Source organism: Comamonas composti DSM 21721, assembly GCF_000429845.1.
In the GTDB taxonomy this organism is placed as follows: Bacteria; Pseudomonadota; Gammaproteobacteria; order Burkholderiales; family Burkholderiaceae_C; genus Comamonas; species Comamonas composti.
Genome location: NZ_AUCQ01000018.1, coordinates 96,298 through 112,256, shown reverse-complemented (window position 1 = coordinate 112,256; position 15,959 = coordinate 96,298). Strand labels below are relative to the sequence as shown.

Below are 15,959 nucleotides of genomic sequence, written 5' to 3'. Positions count from 1 at the left end.
AAAAGACCCCGATCACGGCGGCGGTGTAGACGGCAAAGCTCAGCATCGTGGCCCAAAGCACGCCTTGCGCTTTGGGCGCAGGCCATAGCAACGCCAGCAACACCGTGGCAGCGGAGGCTAATGCGTAGCCGCCCAGCGCAGCAGCAGCCACCCGCGATGCAACGGACCAGCGATAGGCGGCGGTCAGTGTGGTGAGCTTGCTCATACAGCCTCCTTGCCCAGCGCCGTCTGGGGCATGTGTTGCGCAGATGCCTGAGTGGGTATTACGCGTCGGCGGACCTTCACTGCCATCACGGCGAAGACAGCGGCCAGCGCCAGCATGCTCAGATCAAACCCCGCGAACACCCAATCACTCGCCAGCAGGCTTTGACCCAGGTGGCGGTTGGTGGTCAGTGCATTGAGTACCGGCACCAGTGCGTAGGCCAGGCTGCAACCCCACAGCAGCTCCACCCAGGCGCGTGCCAGCGGACGGGCCAGTGCATAGAACAGCGTACCCAGCCATACGGCAAACAAGGCGTGCAACTCCCAGGCCGCGCGGTCTGCCATCTCTACCGACAGCAGCCGGTTGGCCCCGAAATACGCGGCCACTGCCAAGGGCAGGCCGGCGATGGTGGCGACATTCAGGCGCTCGACCAAGCGCAGACCCAACGACTCACTGCCTTCGAGGCCTGCCGCAAGGTGGCGCTTGCGTCGCTTGACGGTCCACAGCACGAGGCCCGTGCCGATCATGGCGCAGCCCAGCAGCCCGACCACGAAATACAGCCACCGGCCCCATATGCCAGCAAACAGGCCTTCGTGCAGGTTCAGCATCACGCTTTGCGTGCGCACTGCCTCGCCACCCACGCGCGGCTCCGCAGGCAGCGCCTGGCCGGTAGCCGCGTCGAAACGCAAGGTGGGCGGGTTCCAGATATCGAGACTGCCGCCGTTGGCGCGGGCGATGGTGATCTCGGTGGGCTCACCCTCGTGGCGCTCGATGGTCAGCGAAGCCACCTGGCCCTCTCCCCAATGCTCCCATGCCTGGGTCACCAGCGCCGCCACGTCGGTTGCAGGCAGGGTGATGGCCACATGCTTGTGGCCATCACGTTCAAAAAGTTCATCGTAGAAGGATTCATTGCCCGCCGGCCCGCTGCCATACAGCAGTTCGCGCCCTGCAGGCATGTAGGTGAACAAAAAGAACACCAGCCCGCTGTAGGTGATCATCAGGAAAAACGGCAACGCCATGACGCTGATGGCGTTGTGCGCATCCAGCCATGAACGCTGCCCCTTGCCTGGGCGGAAGGTAAAGAAGTCGGCAAAGATCTTCTTGTGTGTGATGACCCCGGTGACGATGGCAATCAGCATGAGCATGGTGCACACGCCGACGATGCGCATGCCCCATTCATAGGACATGTAATGCAGCACATAGTGCATGCGGTACAACCCATAGCCGCCTGCCGTGGCCCGCGGCTCGGGCTCGCCAAGCCGGACCGCTCCCGTCAAGGGGTCGAGCCTCTCGGTGAAGGAAGCGCCAAACTCATGACCCGGCTCGGGTACCTGCTGCCAGCGCACGCCGAACTCCTGCCAGGAGCGCCCACCAGCAGACGCGTGCGGCAGCGTGATGCGCCAGCTCGACGCCTCGGGCGCCATCTGTTCCAGGCGTTCCAGCCCCAGGGCCGTCATGCGCCGCAGATCCTGCTGCGCATGTGGCTGCGGCTGTACGAGCGGCTGCTCCGGCCGCATCCAGCGCGTGATTTCGTGCTGGAAATAGCCAGCCGTACCCGTGACGAACACAAAGAACAGCAGCCAGCCAACGACAAGGCCGCTCCAGGTGTGCAGCCAGGCTGCGGATTGACGTAAAGAACTTCCCACTGATACCTCTGCCTTAGGTCGAATTGCACTTACTTTCTTGCCAGCACGGGTCTGCAGGACGTGACCCGGCAGCGAACCTGAGCCCGTGCGGAACCGCCCCACCCGACCTGGCCCATGGCGCAGGCCCCTGCACACATGCCGACCGGCACGGGGCGCGCCGGGAAAGCGCGACCGCCCGGCCTCCATGACAAGGCGGCGAAGAAGACTTGCGTTCAGTAGTCATAGCGCAGGGTCACCGCGAAGCTGCGCGGAGTGCCGACGAAGACGCCGCCGTAATTGTTGTTGGTCGGAATGGACTGGTAGTAGTGCTTGTCCAACGCGTTGCGCACGTTCAGCTGCAACCGCAGGTGGCTGTTGAACTCGTAACCCGCATGCAGATTCAGCAGCGTGTAGCCGCCCTGGTGGATGTGAAAACCCTTGCCCTTGTGGAACATTGCGCTCTGGGCCTGTACGCCTGCGCCCACGCGCCACCGTCCGCCGGGCAGGCGAAAGTCGGTGGACAGCTTGAAGACCTTGCGCGGCAGGGTTGTGTTGTAGTCCTTGCCCGCATCTGGGCCAGCCACGTACTCCGGGTCGCTGAAGGTGAAACCGGCGGCGATATTCCAGCCAGGTGTGGGCGATCCCGTGACCTCCAGGTCGATGCCACGGTTGCGGACCTTGCCACCCTCTGTGTAGCAGCGGGTGCTGCCGCTCAACCCGCAGGTCGAGGGCATGCTCAGGGCCACCGGCAGGTTGAGCTGTTCGGTCTGGAACACGGCCAGTGCAGTCTGCAGGTGGCCATCAAAGAACTGACTCTTCACGCCGGCCTCGTAGTTCCTGCCTTGCACCGGGTCGAGCAGGCCGCTCGGGCTGTAGTACTGCTGGATCGAATAGATATCGGTGTAGCTGGCGTAGAGCGCATGCGCTGGGCTCAGGTCATAGACCACACCCGCATACGGAATGAACTGCCGTCCGGAGTCGAAAGAAGCGGTGGTGTACGGGCTGCGGGAGGAATAGTCCGACCAGCTCAACCGAGCGCCGACGATGAGGCTCAACGCGTCGGTGGCGCGCAGGCGGGTGGCAATGGACGCACCCTTCTCATTTCTCTCCAGCGCATAGGCGGTGGGCGTGCTGCTGAAGCCCGGGTTGCGGATCGAGGAGAAGTCGAAGCCGTTGATGTCGATCCTCTGCGAGCCCAGAGGCGCATAGATGTCGTAGTCGAAATTGTCCCTGCGGCTGCTCAGGCCCAGCATGAGCTGGTGCTGACGGCCGAACAGCGTGTAGGGGCCGCTGGCATGCAGGTCGAAGGCGACCTGCTTGTCGGTGTACTCCGCATCCACCCAGGACAGCTCCTGGATGCTGCCCGAAACCCGCGTGGGGTAGCTGGCAACGAAGCTGGCCTTGGAGCGCACCGCGTTGAAGGCGGCAGTCAGGTTCCAGCCGTTGCCCAGGCGATGCTTGACGTCGCCAAAGACGGTGTAGTTGTCTCGATTGAGGTGAGCGTCCGGGCCTGCTTGCGAAACCGAGCGGCCGAGTTTGTAGAACGAGCCATCTTCTCGCGTGTTGAGGCCGCCCCAGTCATAGCCCTGGTGGTTGTCGCGCTGCGCGCTGAAGCCGAGGCTGGCCGTCGTGGCGGTGCCCAGATCGGCCTCGACGATGGCATAGAGCATCCGGTTGTCGGCCTCGGCCCCCTGCTTGAAACTGTTGGCCTGGTTGTTGAACAGCACGGCGCGACCGCGCAAGGTGCCTTCGGCATTGAGCGGACCCGACACGTCGAGCTGGGCCCGGTAGTCCGCCCAGGAGCCGGCACCAACCTCGGCACTCATCTGGAACTCGCGCGTGGGCCGCTTGCGCACCAAGTTGATGACGGCCGATGGATTGCCCGATCCCTGGAGCAGGCCATTGGCGCCGCGCACTACCTCCACCCGGTCGTAGATCGCCATGTTGTTGAGCGACATGGCATCGGCGGAAAAGCTCTCTGCCATGCTGGTGGACAGGCCATCGATCTGCAGGTCGGTGACTTGGAAGCCGCGCGAATAGAAGTACGAGCGCTCAGTGCCCAGCTTGCTGTAGGTGACGCCCGGGAGATTTTCAGTCACATCGTCGAGCGATTGCATATTGGCATCGCGCATTTGCTGCTGCGTCACCACGCTGACGGATTGCGGCGTTTCCCGAATGGACAGGTCCAGTTTAGAGGCAGTGCGCATCCTGCCCGCAGTGTAGGAGCCAGTCCCTTCGGTGGCAGTGTTGTTTTCGGCTTGCGCCGTCACTGTCACAGTACCAAGCGTCATAGCCTCCCCCCCTGCTCCTGCAGCTTTGATAACAATCGCACTCCCGTCTTGAACGCCCACAAGGCCACTGCTACCCAACATACGATCCAACGCCTGGCGCGGTGTCAAATTGCCAGTTACAGGCGGAGAGGTTTTTCCACTAACCAATGACGGTTGAACAATGAGCTGCAAGTGCGTTTGCAGTGCCCAATCGCTCAATGCCTGGGCCAATGGCTTGGATGCAATATTGAATTGAAGCGGAGCAGCAGAAAGAGCCGGTGCCGAGCCTTGGGCATAGAGCGAAGACCCAGCCAATGCCAATGCAGCGGCCAGGGCAAGCGGCGCAGGCCGCAGGGGAAAGCGAGACATCAATGTCCTCCGATGTAAAAACGAATGGTTCTTACTTATGAAGACGAAGGACCTGCGAAATACCCTAGTTCCGCAGCAAAAAATTTGCTGAAAGAGCAACGCGCGCTCGACGCGGTTCAGCGCATGGCGATTTCCCAAAAGCCCTGCCCCACCTCTTTCAGGCGCACGGGTAGCGATGCGGGCAGCACGCGCTGGAAGGTGGATAGATCTGCAGGATCGAACACGCCAGTGATCGGCAAGGCTGCTACGGCCGGATCATGGATGACCAGCCGCACATCGACATAGCGCCCAAGTTCCGCCAGTGCGACGTCCAGCCGCTGACTATCGAAGCGCACACGTTGATTCCGCCAAGGAGCCACCTCAGCAGAAGCGACAGGGCGCACAGCAGCCAATCCTCCATCGCGATCACTGGTGACTTGTTGTCCAGCGGAGAGCATCACGACATGGCCGGCCCCCCCCGCTTGTGCGACACGCACTTTGCCTTCCTCCACAGCAATGCGCACTCCCGCTTCGCCCGGCAAATCTGGGATGTATCGCACGGCAAAACGCGTCCCCACCACCGTCACGCGCACGGGCCCTGCCAACACATCAAACGGCATCGCCGGGTTGGAACTCACCTCGAAGATGGCCTGGCCTTCAAGCAACCTCACTTCGCGCCGGTTGCGGTAGTAGGAGACTTCTAGCCGAGTCGCTGCATCAAGGCGCAGACGAGTGCCTTCAGGCATCGTTGCCTCCAATTGCTGCCCGCGTTTCGAGGCCAACGACTGAACAAAGCTGGGTCTTGTCTGCCAGTGCTGCCAGGCAAGACCACCTGCGCTTGTAGCCACTGCGGCTATGGCGGCCATGCCTAATACTGGCGCCAAAACTCTGCGACGCGTTGGCCCGCTCTTGACGACTGCTTCAGTCTCAGCACGGTCATTTGTCGATTTGCCAGACTGGATGGCCTCGCGCGCAGCGCCACTCGCGGCTTCCATGGCCTGGTCGTATGCCAGATTGCGTTGCAAAAGCGCCTTCATGTCTTGCGAAATGGTGTCGAAAGACTGCCACTGCGCTTGCCAGTGGTCGAATGCATCCCGGTTCGACGGTGCGGCATTGAGCCATGCTTGGAATAGCAACTCATCTTGCACGCTGAATCCTTGGCCCCGCCGCCGGACGAACCAATCCAAGGCGTCTTCCCGAGCAGAAGTGCCGTTGGTGGTAGGAGGCAGAGATGGTGTCATGGGACTTTGTTTCTTATTTAGGTAGACGTGTCGCGGGTCAGATACCCTAGGTTGGCCGCCGGATGCAATCTTTGCTCAGCCATGTTTGGAACGATTCAGTTTTTTGCGCGCTGTGACCATTGCGCCTGGAGTTCCTCGGTCTTGCAAACGGATGCGCTCACAGACATCAAGTGCATGCTTGATGTGTTGCTCAACCGCCTTGACGGAAATGCCCATGCGCTCTGCAACCTGCGAGTAGGTCATGCCCTCAAAGCGGTTGAGCATGAACGCCTCTCTGCAACGCAGAGGCAGCCCGTCGATGGCCGCGACCAAACTTAGTATGCCTTGCTGCGAGGCCAGTGCTGCCTCGGGCTCCAGTCCCATAGGTCCTGGAGCATCTATAGGTTCGTCATCCGTCAGGGGCACTTCCACGCCATCTCGGACAATATTGTGCCGCTGGTGGTCGATGGCAAGATTGCGGGCTGTCTGATAGAGAAGCGCCCGCCCGTTGTTGATGGCAGTACCTGAGGCTTGCGCTGCATAAATGCGCGCATAGGTTTCCTGCGTCAAATCGGCCGCGACGGAACGATCCGCCACCTTGCGGGACAAAAAGTTCAGCAGATCACGGTAATAACGCTCAAGCACGACTCGACCAATGGGAAAAGGATGGAAAAATTCCCTTCAGCAATTTGGCGTCGAGATGTGGCGATGGCTGAACCTGTGCCCGCTTGTAACTGGGAATCCTTCTCATTATCTGCCATACAGCATCTCTGATGACGCTATGGCCCGTGTGCTTGGCTTTTGCTGCAGACCCAGTGCTGTTGCGTGGCGCTCTCTTCGCTCAGTTGCCCGCGTGTTTTGGCTATCAAAACAGCCTCAATTTTGAGAGTGCTGCACATCAGATTTGAGGCCGCCCGCAAATCGCAACTTCAGAGGGCAACGACCATCGATGGCGCACACTGCAAAGTCGGCGTGCGCTCGCCCAGCGCAGCATCTTCAATTAAGCCGGCTCCGAAAAAGAAAAAGCCCTGAATGCGAACACTCAGGGCTTAGATTCTTGGCGGAAACGGAGGGATTCGAACCCTCGATGAGGCTCTACACCCCATACTCCCTTAGCAGGGGAGCACCTTCGGCCACTCGGTCACGTTTCCGGCTTGGCGCTATTGTAACGCGCTTTTTTGCCAGTTTTTGGCGAAACTGCAATCTTATGCGTTTTCTTCGGTTTTATCGAGTCCGAACGCCGTGTGCAGTGCGCGCACGGCCAGTTCCAGGTACTTCTCGTCAATGACCACCGAGGTCTTGATCTCCGAGGTGGAGATCATCTGGATGTTCACGCTCTCCTGGCTCAGCGCGCGGAACATGGTGGAGGCCACGCCCACATGGCTGCGCATGCCTATGCCTACGATGCTGACCTTGGCGATATTGGGGTTGCCCACGACTTCGGAGGCGCCCAGGGCCGGCAGGACTTTTTCGCGCAGCAGTTCCACAGCGCGCTGGTAGTCGCCCTGGCTCACGGTGAAGCTGAAGTCGGTCTTGCCGTCCTTGCTGATGTTCTGGATGATGACATCGACCTCGATATTGGCCTCGGCCACGGGCCCCAGGATGCTGTAGGCGATACCGGGGGTGTCGGGCACGCCGAGCACGGAGATCTTGGCTTCGCCGCGGTTGAATGCGATGCCGGAAACGACGGCCTTTTCCATTTTTTCGTCTTCCTCAAAAGTAATCAGCGTGCCGGACCTGGCCTCTTCCTCGACGTCTATGTCCCAGGGCGTGAAGCTGGAGAGCACGCGCATGGGCACTTTGTACTTGCCGGCAAATTCCACGGAGCGGATCTGCAGCACCTTGGAGCCAAGGCTGGCCATTTCCAGCATTTCCTCGAAGCTCACGGTGTTCAGACGCTTGGCCGCAGGCACCACGCGCGGATCGGTGGTGTAGACGCCGTCCACATCGGTATAGATCAGCACTTCGGCGGCCTTGAGGGCTGCGGCCACGGCCACGGCCGAGGTGTCGGAGCCGCCACGTCCCAGCGTGGTGATATGGCCGTTGGGGTCTATGCCCTGAAAGCCCGTGATGATGACCACGCGGCCTGCATCAAGCTCGGCGCGCACGCGCTTGTCGTCTATGGACTCGATGCGTGCCTTGGTATAGCTGCTGTTGGTATGCACCGGCACCTGCCAGCCCGTGAAGCTGATGGCCGGCAGGCCCTCGGCCTGCAAGGCGATCGCCAGCAGGGCCGACGATGCCTGCTCGCCCGTGGCGGCCAGCATGTCGAGCTCTCGGTAGTAAGCGGATTGGGCGTGGCTGGGTGCCAGTTCACTGGCCAGGCCCAGCAAGCGGTTGGTTTCGCCACTCATGGCGCTGGGGACGACCACCATCTGGTGGCCCGCCCTAGCCCATTTGGCCACGCGCTTGGCGACGTTGCGAATGCGCTCCGTGGAGCCCATCGATGTGCCGCCGTATTTATGAACGATCAGTGCCATTGGATAGTAGGGGGTGACGAAACTGCTTGCCACGGCGCTGAGGACAGAGGTTCTGGCGCGCCGCCGGTTTTCGTACGAAATTAGACCAAAACCTGGGAATTGTACCAATCGAGAGCGCTTCCGCAGCGCTGCACAAACCCATGCCCGAGCTTGAGATGGATGCGGTGGCCGCGCGTGCGGCAGGCGGCTATCTGCAGCAGCAGTTGATCGAGCTGGGCAGCCGATGGCGTCGTGCCGTGCACGCTGCGCAGCCAGTGGCGCAGTACATTCGCCTGGCGTGCCGCGCTCAAGGCCTGCAGCGACTTGATCTGCGGCGGGCTGCCCACGGTGGCCAGATCGTCCCGGGCCAGCTCCTGCAGCAGCTCGGCGGCCTCGGCGCAATGCCGGCTGCTGCGTGCAAGGGTTGCACGAAACTGCGGAAACACCTGCTGCAGCGCGGGCAGCAACCGGGCGCGGATGCGGTTGCGGGTATAGCGTTCGTCCACATTCGTCGGGTCTTCAACCCAGCCCTGGCCCTGAGCCTGAAGCCAGGCACGCAGCAATTCGCCCCGCACTTGCAGCAAAGGGCGGTACCAGTCCAGGTCCGCCCGCTGCCAGTGCGCCGGCATGGCGGCCAGGCCGGCCACGCCCGCACCACGCGACAGCGCCAGCAGCAGCGTCTCCACCTGATCGTCCGCATGCTGGGCCAGGGCCAGGCTTTGCACGGCCGCCAGCGCCTGGCCCCGGGCATCGGCCCAGGGCTCGCGCGCAGCCTGGATCAAGGCTGCATAGCGGTGCTGGCGCGCTGCATCCTCGGGGCTTTGGCCTGGCTCGTTGCGCGCATCCACATGGCAGATCTTGAGCGGCACCGCGTGCTGTGCGCAAAAGTGCCGGCACTGGGCCACAAAGCCCTCGGCCGCACTCTGCAGGCCGTGATGCACATGCACGGCCACGATCTGGCCCGGCCAGCGCCGCACGCAGGCCAGCAGCAAGGCCGTGGAGTCGGCACCGCCGCTGAAGGCAACGGCCAGCGGCAGCGCCGGCGCAAAGCTGCGCATGGCGCTCTCCACGGCCGCAGATGCGGCCTGCTGCAGTTGCGGCGACGGGTTCATGCTCAAAGACCACCTACCAAAAAAAGGAGCTGCTAGCGCCTGCCAGTGCTTGATTTCAGCTTCAAACCTATCTGAAACCCAATACAGGCAAGCGCTACGCGCTTTGATTTTTAAAGCTGCCAGTCATAAAAGCGTGTTTACGATCTAAGACAACGGCTCCCTGGGGAGCCGTATGTGCATCAAGGCCGCGCATGCGCTGGGGGCCTGGATTTCGATACCGGCCGCTCAGCGGCTGTCGGCCTTGGTGTCCGTGAAGCGGCCATAGCTTTGCAGGCGCTCGTAGCGGCGCTCCTGCAGCTCCTTGGGCTTGAGGTCGGCCAGCTGGCGCCAGGCATCGCCCAGCGCACGCTTGAGGAAGGCGGCCATTTGCTTGGGATCACGATGCGCGCCGCCCACGGGCTCGTTGACGATCTTGTCCACCAGGCCCAGGGCCTTGAGGCGGTGCGCGGTAATGCCCATGGCGTCGGCCGCATCCTGGGCCTTGTCGCCGGTCTTCCAGAGGATGGAGGCGCAGCCTTCGGGGCTGATCACCGAGTACACCGCGTATTGCAGCATCAGCACCTGGTCGGCCACGGCAATCGCCAGCGCGCCGCCCGAGCCGCCTTCGCCGATGATGGTGGTGATGATGGGCGTTTGCAGCTGGGCCATCTCGAAGATGTTGCGGCCAATGGCCTCGGACTGGCCGCGTTCCTCGGCATCGATGCCGGGGAAGGCGCCGGGGGTGTCCACAAAGGTGAACACGGGCAGGCCGAACTTCTCGGCTGTCTTCATGAGGCGCAGCGCCTTGCGATAGCCTTCGGGGCGCGTCATGCCGAAGTTGCGCAGCGTGCGCTCCTTGGTGTCCCGGCCCTTTTGATGGCCCATGAGCATGCAGGGCTGGCCGTTGAAGCGCGCCAGGCCGCCGACGATGGATTGGTCATCGGCGAAATGCCGGTCGCCATGCATTTCCACAAAGTCGGTAAAGCAGTCGCGCACGTAGTCCAGCGTATAGGGCCGCTCGATGTGGCGCGCGATCTTGGTGATCTGCCAGGGCGTCAGATCGCTGTAGATGTCCTTGGTCAGCTGCAGGCTTTTCTTGCCGAGCTGCTCGATCTCTTCCGAGATGTCGACCGCGCTTTCGGTTTGCACATAGCGCAGCTCCTCGATTTTGGATTCCAGCTCCGCAATGGGCTGCTCAAAATCCAGAAAGTTTTTTTTCGCCAACGTATTTCTCCTTGCCCCGGTCCGGCTGGTTCAGCGCGCAGATCCCGGGAAGCGGGTTTGAACTGAGTCTTGCACGGCCTGCGCATCTCTGGCGCAAGCCCATCTTGTCTAAGTGGCCGGCAGTGGTTCGAGCGAGCGCCAAATATACCAAGTCGCAACCGTGCACCAGGGCTTCCAGGCCTCGGCCACTTCGCGCGCCTCGCTGCGGCTTACGGGATCTCCGGAAAAATAATTGCTGCTGATGCCCGAGATCAACCCTGCATCATCCAGGGGCAGGACATTGGGCCGCTGCAGGTGGAAGATCAGAAACATCTCGGCCGTCCAGCGTCCCACGCCGCGAATCGACATGAGCTCGGCGACGATGGCCTCGTCCGTCATGCCTTGCCAGCCCTCCTGGTGCAGGCGGTGCTCGGTGAAGTGCAGTGCAAGATCGACCAGATAGTCGATCTTGCGCGCCGAAAGCCCTGCGGCGCGCATATCGTCGACCTTGAGCTTGAGCACCAACTCGGGCGTCATCTGCGCCGGCAGGGCTGTGAACCTGTTCCACAGCGCCTGCGCCGATTTGGCCGAGATCTGCTGCCCGACCAGGGAGCGCGCCAGCGTGGCAAAGGCATCCGTGCGCGGCTTGGGCGCCAGATGCGCAAAACGCGGAATCAAGCGCTTCATGACCCGGTCGCGGCGCATGAGCTGGCGACAGGCATCGGCCCAGTAGGCCGGCACATCCTCGGGCAAGGCCAGCTTGATCGCGGATGCGCTGCTCTTGGCAGCCGGCTTGGCTGCGGCGCCCATGGGGGCCACGGGCAAAGGCTCGGGCTGGGCCTCGGGCACGGGCAGATCGACGCCCAGTTGCAACTGCTCGAATTCGGGGGGATGCGGTAGCTTGGCAGGAATCATCAAGCCACCTCGGCGCACAAGGCGCTGTACAACAGACTAGCCATGCAGATCAGACCTTGGTGGCCGCCTCCCAGGTGGTTCCTGCGGCCGAGTCCTTGAGGACAATGCCCTGCTCGAGCAAGTCCTTGCGTATGCGATCGGCCTCGGCCCAGTTCTTGGCAGCCTTGGCCTCGGCACGCGCTGCGATCTGCTGCTCTATGGCCTGGGCATCCACGCCCCCGGCACCGGCCTGCAGAAAAGCCTGGGGATCATCCTGCAGCAGGCCCAGACAGGCGCCCAGGGCCTTGAGCAGGCCCGCAAGCTCGGCACTCTTGCCGCGGTTGACCTCGGCCGCAAGATCGAACAGGACGGCCACGGCTTCGGGCGTGCCGAAGTCCTCGTCCATTGCGGCCTTGAAGCGTGCCGCAAAGGGATTGCTCCAGTCAATCGCCTGCTCGTGCGCCGTGACCAGGCTCAGCGCCGTGTACAGGCGCTTCAAGGCGTTGCGTGCATCGTTCAAATGCACATCGCTGTAGTTGAGCGGGCTGCGGTAATGGCTGCGCACGACAAAGAAACGCACGGTTTCGGCATCGAACTCCTGGAGCACGTCACGTATCGTGAAGAAGTTGCCCAGGGACTTGGACATCTTCTCGTTGTCCACGTTGATGAAGCCGTTGTGCATCCAGAAGGCCGCAAACGGCTTGCCGGTCGCGGCCTCGCTTTGCGCGATCTCGTTTTCATGGTGCGGAAACTGCAGATCGGCGCCGCCGCCGTGAATATCAAAGCTCTCGCCCAGCAGCTCGCAGCCCATGGCCGAGCACTCGATATGCCAGCCGGGGCGGCCTTCGCCGAACGGGCTTTGCCATTTCACATCGGCGGGCTCCTCCACCCTGGAAGACTTCCAAAGCACGAAATCCAGGGGATCGCGCTTGCCGTCCTGCACGGCCACGCGCTCGCCCGCATGCAACTCGTCAAGCGACTTGCCCGAGAGCTTGCCGTAGCCCGGGAACTTGCGCACCGCATAGTTCATGTCGCCATTGCCTGCCTGATAGGCGAGGCCCTTGGCCTGCAGCGCGCCAATCATGGAGAGCATCTGCGGCACATAGTCGGTGGCACGCGGCTCATGGTCGGGCCGGGCAATGCCCAGGGCATCGGCATCCTGGTGCAAGGCCTCGATCATGCGGTCGGTCAGACCGCGAATCGTCTCCCCGTTCTGCACCGCGCGCTTGATGATCTTGTCATCGATATCCGTGATGTTGCGCACATAGGTCACGCGGTAACCGCTGGCGCGCAGCCAGCGCTGCACCACGTCGAAGGCGACCATGGAGCGCGCGTGCCCCAGGTGGCACAGGTCGTACACCGTCATACCGCATACATACATGCGAACATGACCAGGCTCGATCGGCGAAAACGCCTCCAACGCACGCGACAGCGTGTTATAGATACGCAAACTCATGGATGTCCATTAGGGGGAGACAGGGGCCTGGCACAAGGCGCTTGCAGCACGCCATCAGGCCCCGAAGCACCGAGGAATGCCTGCGACAAGCAGCTTCGCGCAACCCTGCGCTGCAAGCATGGGCCTGCACACCCCTCAGCTACAATGGCCCGCAGTATAAGCCCCCGCCGCCCGGCTCCACTGCCAGGCCTCGAAAGCACCTACATGCCTCTAAGCAACTCCCCCAGCGCCCTCCTGCGCCTGACGCTCCTGGCCGCCTTGCTGGCCGCAGGCAGCGCCCATGCCGACAGCTATAGCGAGGTGAACCAGTTGCTGCGCACAGGCAAGAGCGCCCAGGCGCTTGAACATGCCAACGCCTACCTGGAAAAGAACGGACGGGATCCGCAGATGCGCTTTCTCAAGGCCGTGGCCCTGACCGATTCGGGCAAGACCGATGAGGCCATTGCTGCCCTGCGCCAGCTCATAGAGGACTACCCCGAGCTACCCGAGCCCTATAACAATCTGGCGGTCATCTATGCAGGCCAGAACCAGCTCGACAAAGCCCGCGATGCGCTGGAGAGCGCCGTGCGCAACAACCCCGGCTACGGGGTGGCCTACGAGAACCTGGGTGACATCCATCTTCGCCTGGCCTACCAGGCCTATGACAAGGCCCAGGACCTGGACTCGCGCAAGGCCAGCGTGGCCCCCAAGCTCAAACTGCTGCGCGAGCTACTGCAGCCACCTGCAGCCAAGCCAGCGCCATCGGCTCCATAGCCGCCGGCCTAAGAACGTGTTTACGATCTCCTCGGTGCCGCGCCAGTGTCTGTGCGGGATGGGATGCAAGGCGCGACACCGCAGCAATAGCCGTGCTATTGCGAGGATTCGCAACGCTGTAGACCGCCCGCAAAGGCACTGGCCCCAAGGGTTGGAGCGAAATCGGGCGATTTGTTCGCGCTGTGGCTTGCTTGCACCCCATCGGCTCGAACGCATCCCGATTGCGCTCCAATGCGGCAGCGTAGAGATCGTAAACACGTTCTAAGGCTCGCGCCCATTGGCACAGACACCGTTTTCGCACTTCATATGATTTTCCCTGGGAGATCTGCATGACCACACGCCGCAAGGTTTCGCTTGCCCTGGCCGCCTCGGCCCTCATCATCGGCTTCGTCGGCCTGCCCGCTCAGGCCCAAGGCACGAGCACTGCGCCCAAGGTGCTGCTCAAGACCAGCAAGGGCGATATCGTGCTTGAGCTCAACTCCGCCAAGGCACCCAAGACCGTGGCCAACTTTCTGCAGTACGTGAACGACAAGCACTATGACGGCACGGTGTTTCACCGCGTCATGGATGGCTTCATGATCCAGGGCGGCGGCATGGATGCCGACATGCGCGAGAAGACCACACGTGCGCCCATCGAGCTCGAAGCCCGCAACGGCCTCACGAACGACCGCGGCACGATTGCCATGGCCCGCACCACCAACCCCAACTCCGCAACGGCGCAGTTCTTCATCAACGTCGTGGACAACGCCATGCTCAACGCACCCAGGCCCGACGGCCATGGCTACGCCGTCTTCGGCCGCGTGATCCAGGGCATGGATGTGGTCGATCAAATCCGCACGGTGCCTACGGGCAACCGGGGGATGCTTCAGAATGTTCCCGTCCAGCCGGTGACCATTGTCTCGGCCACGCAAGTCAAATAATCCTGCGCCACGCCCTGTGGCCCAGGCCCACACCTCACCAACCAAGGAATTTGCATGAGCAACCCTCAAGTCGAACTGCATATCGCCGGCCAAGGCGTGATCACCATCGAGCTCGATGCCGTCAACGCGCCCAAGAGCACCGAGAACTTTCTCGCCTACGTGAACAATGGCCACTACAACAACACCATCTTTCACCGCGTGATTGATGGCTTCATGATTCAAGGCGGCGGCTTTGAACCCGGCATGAAGCAAAAGGAAACCGGCGCCCCGATAGAGAACGAAGCCAAGAACGGCCTCAAGAACGACAAGTACACCCTGGCCATGGCCCGCACCGGCGAGCCGCATTCGGCCACGGCCCAGTTCTTCATCAATGTGGCCGACAACGGCTTTCTCAACCACAGCTCGCCCACGGCCCAGGGCTGGGGCTATGCCGTGTTCGGCAAGGTGGTGAACGGCACCGAGATCGTGGACAAGATTCGCGGCATCAAGACCGGCCGCAGCGGCTTTCACCAGGATGTACCCAAAGAGGACGTGGTCATAGAAAAGGCCGTGGCCCTGTAAATGCCCGGGCGCCGGCCCGACAAAGCATGGGAGCATGTTGACGCTCTCAGGCCTGTTTCATGCCGGCGCCGAGTTACCCATGGGATCGGCCACGGCCGTCCCCATGGGTAACTTTGCTTTATCTATCGCGATGAACACTGCGTCCAGCCTCCCAGATACCATTCCCGAGTGGCAATTGCCTGCGCACTGGAAGACGCTGGATTTCATCTCCGACCTGCATCTGCAGGCCAGCGAACCCGAGACCGTGCAGGCCTGGCAGCACTACCTGCAGGCCACCACGGCCGATGCCGTCTTCATGCTCGGCGACCTGTTTGAAGTCTGGGTCGGGGATGACTGCCTGGACGAGTCGGAAAGCTTTGAAGCCCGCTGCGCCGCCATGCTGCGTGCGGCCTCTGAGCAGCGCGCACTGTTCTTCATGCAAGGCAATCGCGACTTTCTGACAGGCGCGCATTTCGATGCGGTCTGCGGAACCCAGACACTTGCCGACCCCACCGTCCTGGACTGCGCCAATCAGCGCTTGCTGCTGAGCCATGGCGATGCACTGTGCCTGGATGACGTGGACTACCAGCGCTTCAGAGCCCTGGCACGCACACCCGCCTGGCAGGCCGGATTTCTGGCCCAACCCCTGGCCTTGCGCCGGGAGCAGGCCCGGGCCATACGCCAGGAGAGCGAAGCGCGCAAGCATCATGAGCCCGGCAGCTCGTCCTCCCGCACCATGCCCTCTTATGCGGATCTCGATACGCCAGCCACGCGCGTCTGGCTGCAGGCAGCAAACGCGAACACATTGATTCACGGCCATACCCACAGACCCGCAGAGCATGATCTGGGCGAGGGTCTGAACCGCATCGTGCTCAGCGACTGGGACCTGGCCGCCAGCCCACCACGCGCCCAGGTTCTGCGCTGGAGCCGCGCCCAGGGCCTGAGGCGGCTGCCTCTGGCCCTGGCGATTGCCTGAGC

General features: G+C 62.3%; 14 protein-coding genes, 1 tRNA gene and 1 pseudogene. 4 read left to right on the top strand and 12 right to left on the bottom strand.

Annotated features, from left to right (window positions below; all coding sequences use genetic code 11):
* The 12 genes and pseudogenes from G486_RS0112745 to cysS form a co-directional block, all read right to left on the bottom strand.
* Positions 1 to 205: hypothetical protein (locus tag G486_RS0112745; RefSeq protein WP_027015889.1), on the bottom strand; the 205-nt coding region annotated here is incomplete at its 3' end.
* Positions 202 to 1,848: a PepSY-associated TM helix domain-containing protein gene (locus tag G486_RS22250; protein ID WP_034387547.1), complete on the bottom strand. Its 1,647-nt coding sequence runs from the start codon at positions 1,846 to 1,848 to the stop codon at positions 202 to 204. The genes G486_RS22250 and G486_RS0112745, both read right to left, overlap by 4 nt.
* 212 nt (positions 1,849 to 2,060) lie before the next feature.
* Complete coding sequence (locus tag G486_RS0112735; RefSeq protein WP_245587313.1) at positions 2,061 to 4,034, bottom strand: TonB-dependent siderophore receptor; 1,974 nt, start codon at positions 4,032 to 4,034, stop codon at positions 2,061 to 2,063.
* 117 nt (positions 4,035 to 4,151) lie between these two features.
* A pseudogene (locus tag G486_RS24560) lies at positions 4,152 to 4,466 on the bottom strand (STN domain-containing protein); the annotation flags it as partial.
* A 116-nt stretch (positions 4,467 to 4,582) separates the two neighbouring features.
* Complete coding sequence (locus G486_RS22245; RefSeq protein WP_034387542.1) at positions 4,583 to 5,686, bottom strand: FecR family protein; 1,104 nt, start codon at positions 5,684 to 5,686, stop codon at positions 4,583 to 4,585.
* Between the two features lie 75 nt (positions 5,687 to 5,761).
* Positions 5,762 to 6,310 carry an RNA polymerase sigma factor gene (locus G486_RS22240; RefSeq protein ID WP_034387539.1) on the bottom strand — a complete coding sequence of 183 codons (549 nt, stop codon included), beginning with the start codon at positions 6,308 to 6,310 and terminating at the stop codon, positions 5,762 to 5,764.
* 413 nt (positions 6,311 to 6,723) lie between these two features.
* Positions 6,724 to 6,816: transfer RNA gene (locus G486_RS0112720), tRNA-Ser, on the bottom strand.
* A gap of 54 nt (positions 6,817 to 6,870) precedes the next feature.
* The gene (locus G486_RS0112715) at positions 6,871 to 8,145 is read right to left on the bottom strand and encodes an aspartate kinase (RefSeq protein WP_027015887.1); all 1,275 of its coding nucleotides are present in this window, start codon (positions 8,143 to 8,145) and stop codon (positions 6,871 to 6,873) included.
* Between the two features lie 80 nt (positions 8,146 to 8,225).
* Positions 8,226 to 9,236 (bottom strand): tRNA lysidine(34) synthetase TilS, encoded by a 1,011-nt coding sequence (tilS, locus tag G486_RS0112710; RefSeq protein ID WP_051303487.1) that lies wholly within the window; start codon positions 9,234 to 9,236, stop codon positions 8,226 to 8,228.
* Between the two features lie 225 nt (positions 9,237 to 9,461).
* Complete coding sequence (locus G486_RS0112705; protein ID WP_027015885.1) at positions 9,462 to 10,439, bottom strand: acetyl-CoA carboxylase carboxyltransferase subunit alpha; 978 nt, start codon at positions 10,437 to 10,439, stop codon at positions 9,462 to 9,464.
* A gap of 108 nt (positions 10,440 to 10,547) precedes the next feature.
* Positions 10,548 to 11,333: a DNA-3-methyladenine glycosylase family protein gene (locus G486_RS0112700; protein WP_027015884.1), complete on the bottom strand. Its 786-nt coding sequence runs from the start codon at positions 11,331 to 11,333 to the stop codon at positions 10,548 to 10,550.
* 49 nt (positions 11,334 to 11,382) lie between these two features.
* A complete protein-coding gene (cysS, locus tag G486_RS0112695) occupies positions 11,383 to 12,768 on the bottom strand; it encodes a cysteine--tRNA ligase (protein WP_027015883.1) in 1,386 nt (461 codons plus the stop codon).
* 204 nt (positions 12,769 to 12,972) lie between these two features.
* Here cysS and G486_RS0112690 point away from each other — a divergent pair, with 204 nt between their 5' ends.
* The 4 genes from G486_RS0112690 (at position 12,973) to G486_RS0112675 (ending at position 15,957) form a co-directional block, all read left to right on the top strand.
* Positions 12,973 to 13,521 (top strand): tetratricopeptide repeat protein, encoded by a 549-nt coding sequence (locus tag G486_RS0112690; RefSeq protein ID WP_027015882.1) that lies wholly within the window; start codon positions 12,973 to 12,975, stop codon positions 13,519 to 13,521.
* A gap of 329 nt (positions 13,522 to 13,850) precedes the next feature.
* Positions 13,851 to 14,441 (top strand): peptidylprolyl isomerase, encoded by a 591-nt coding sequence (locus G486_RS0112685; protein ID WP_027015881.1) that lies wholly within the window; start codon positions 13,851 to 13,853, stop codon positions 14,439 to 14,441.
* Between the two features lie 54 nt (positions 14,442 to 14,495).
* Entirely contained in the window at positions 14,496 to 15,002 is a 507-nt protein-coding gene (locus G486_RS0112680; RefSeq protein ID WP_027015880.1) for a peptidylprolyl isomerase, read from the top strand.
* 130 nt (positions 15,003 to 15,132) lie between these two features.
* A complete protein-coding gene (locus G486_RS0112675) occupies positions 15,133 to 15,957 on the top strand; it encodes a UDP-2,3-diacylglucosamine diphosphatase (protein ID WP_027015879.1) in 825 nt (274 codons plus the stop codon).
* The last annotated feature ends 2 nt before the right edge of the window (positions 15,958 to 15,959 follow it).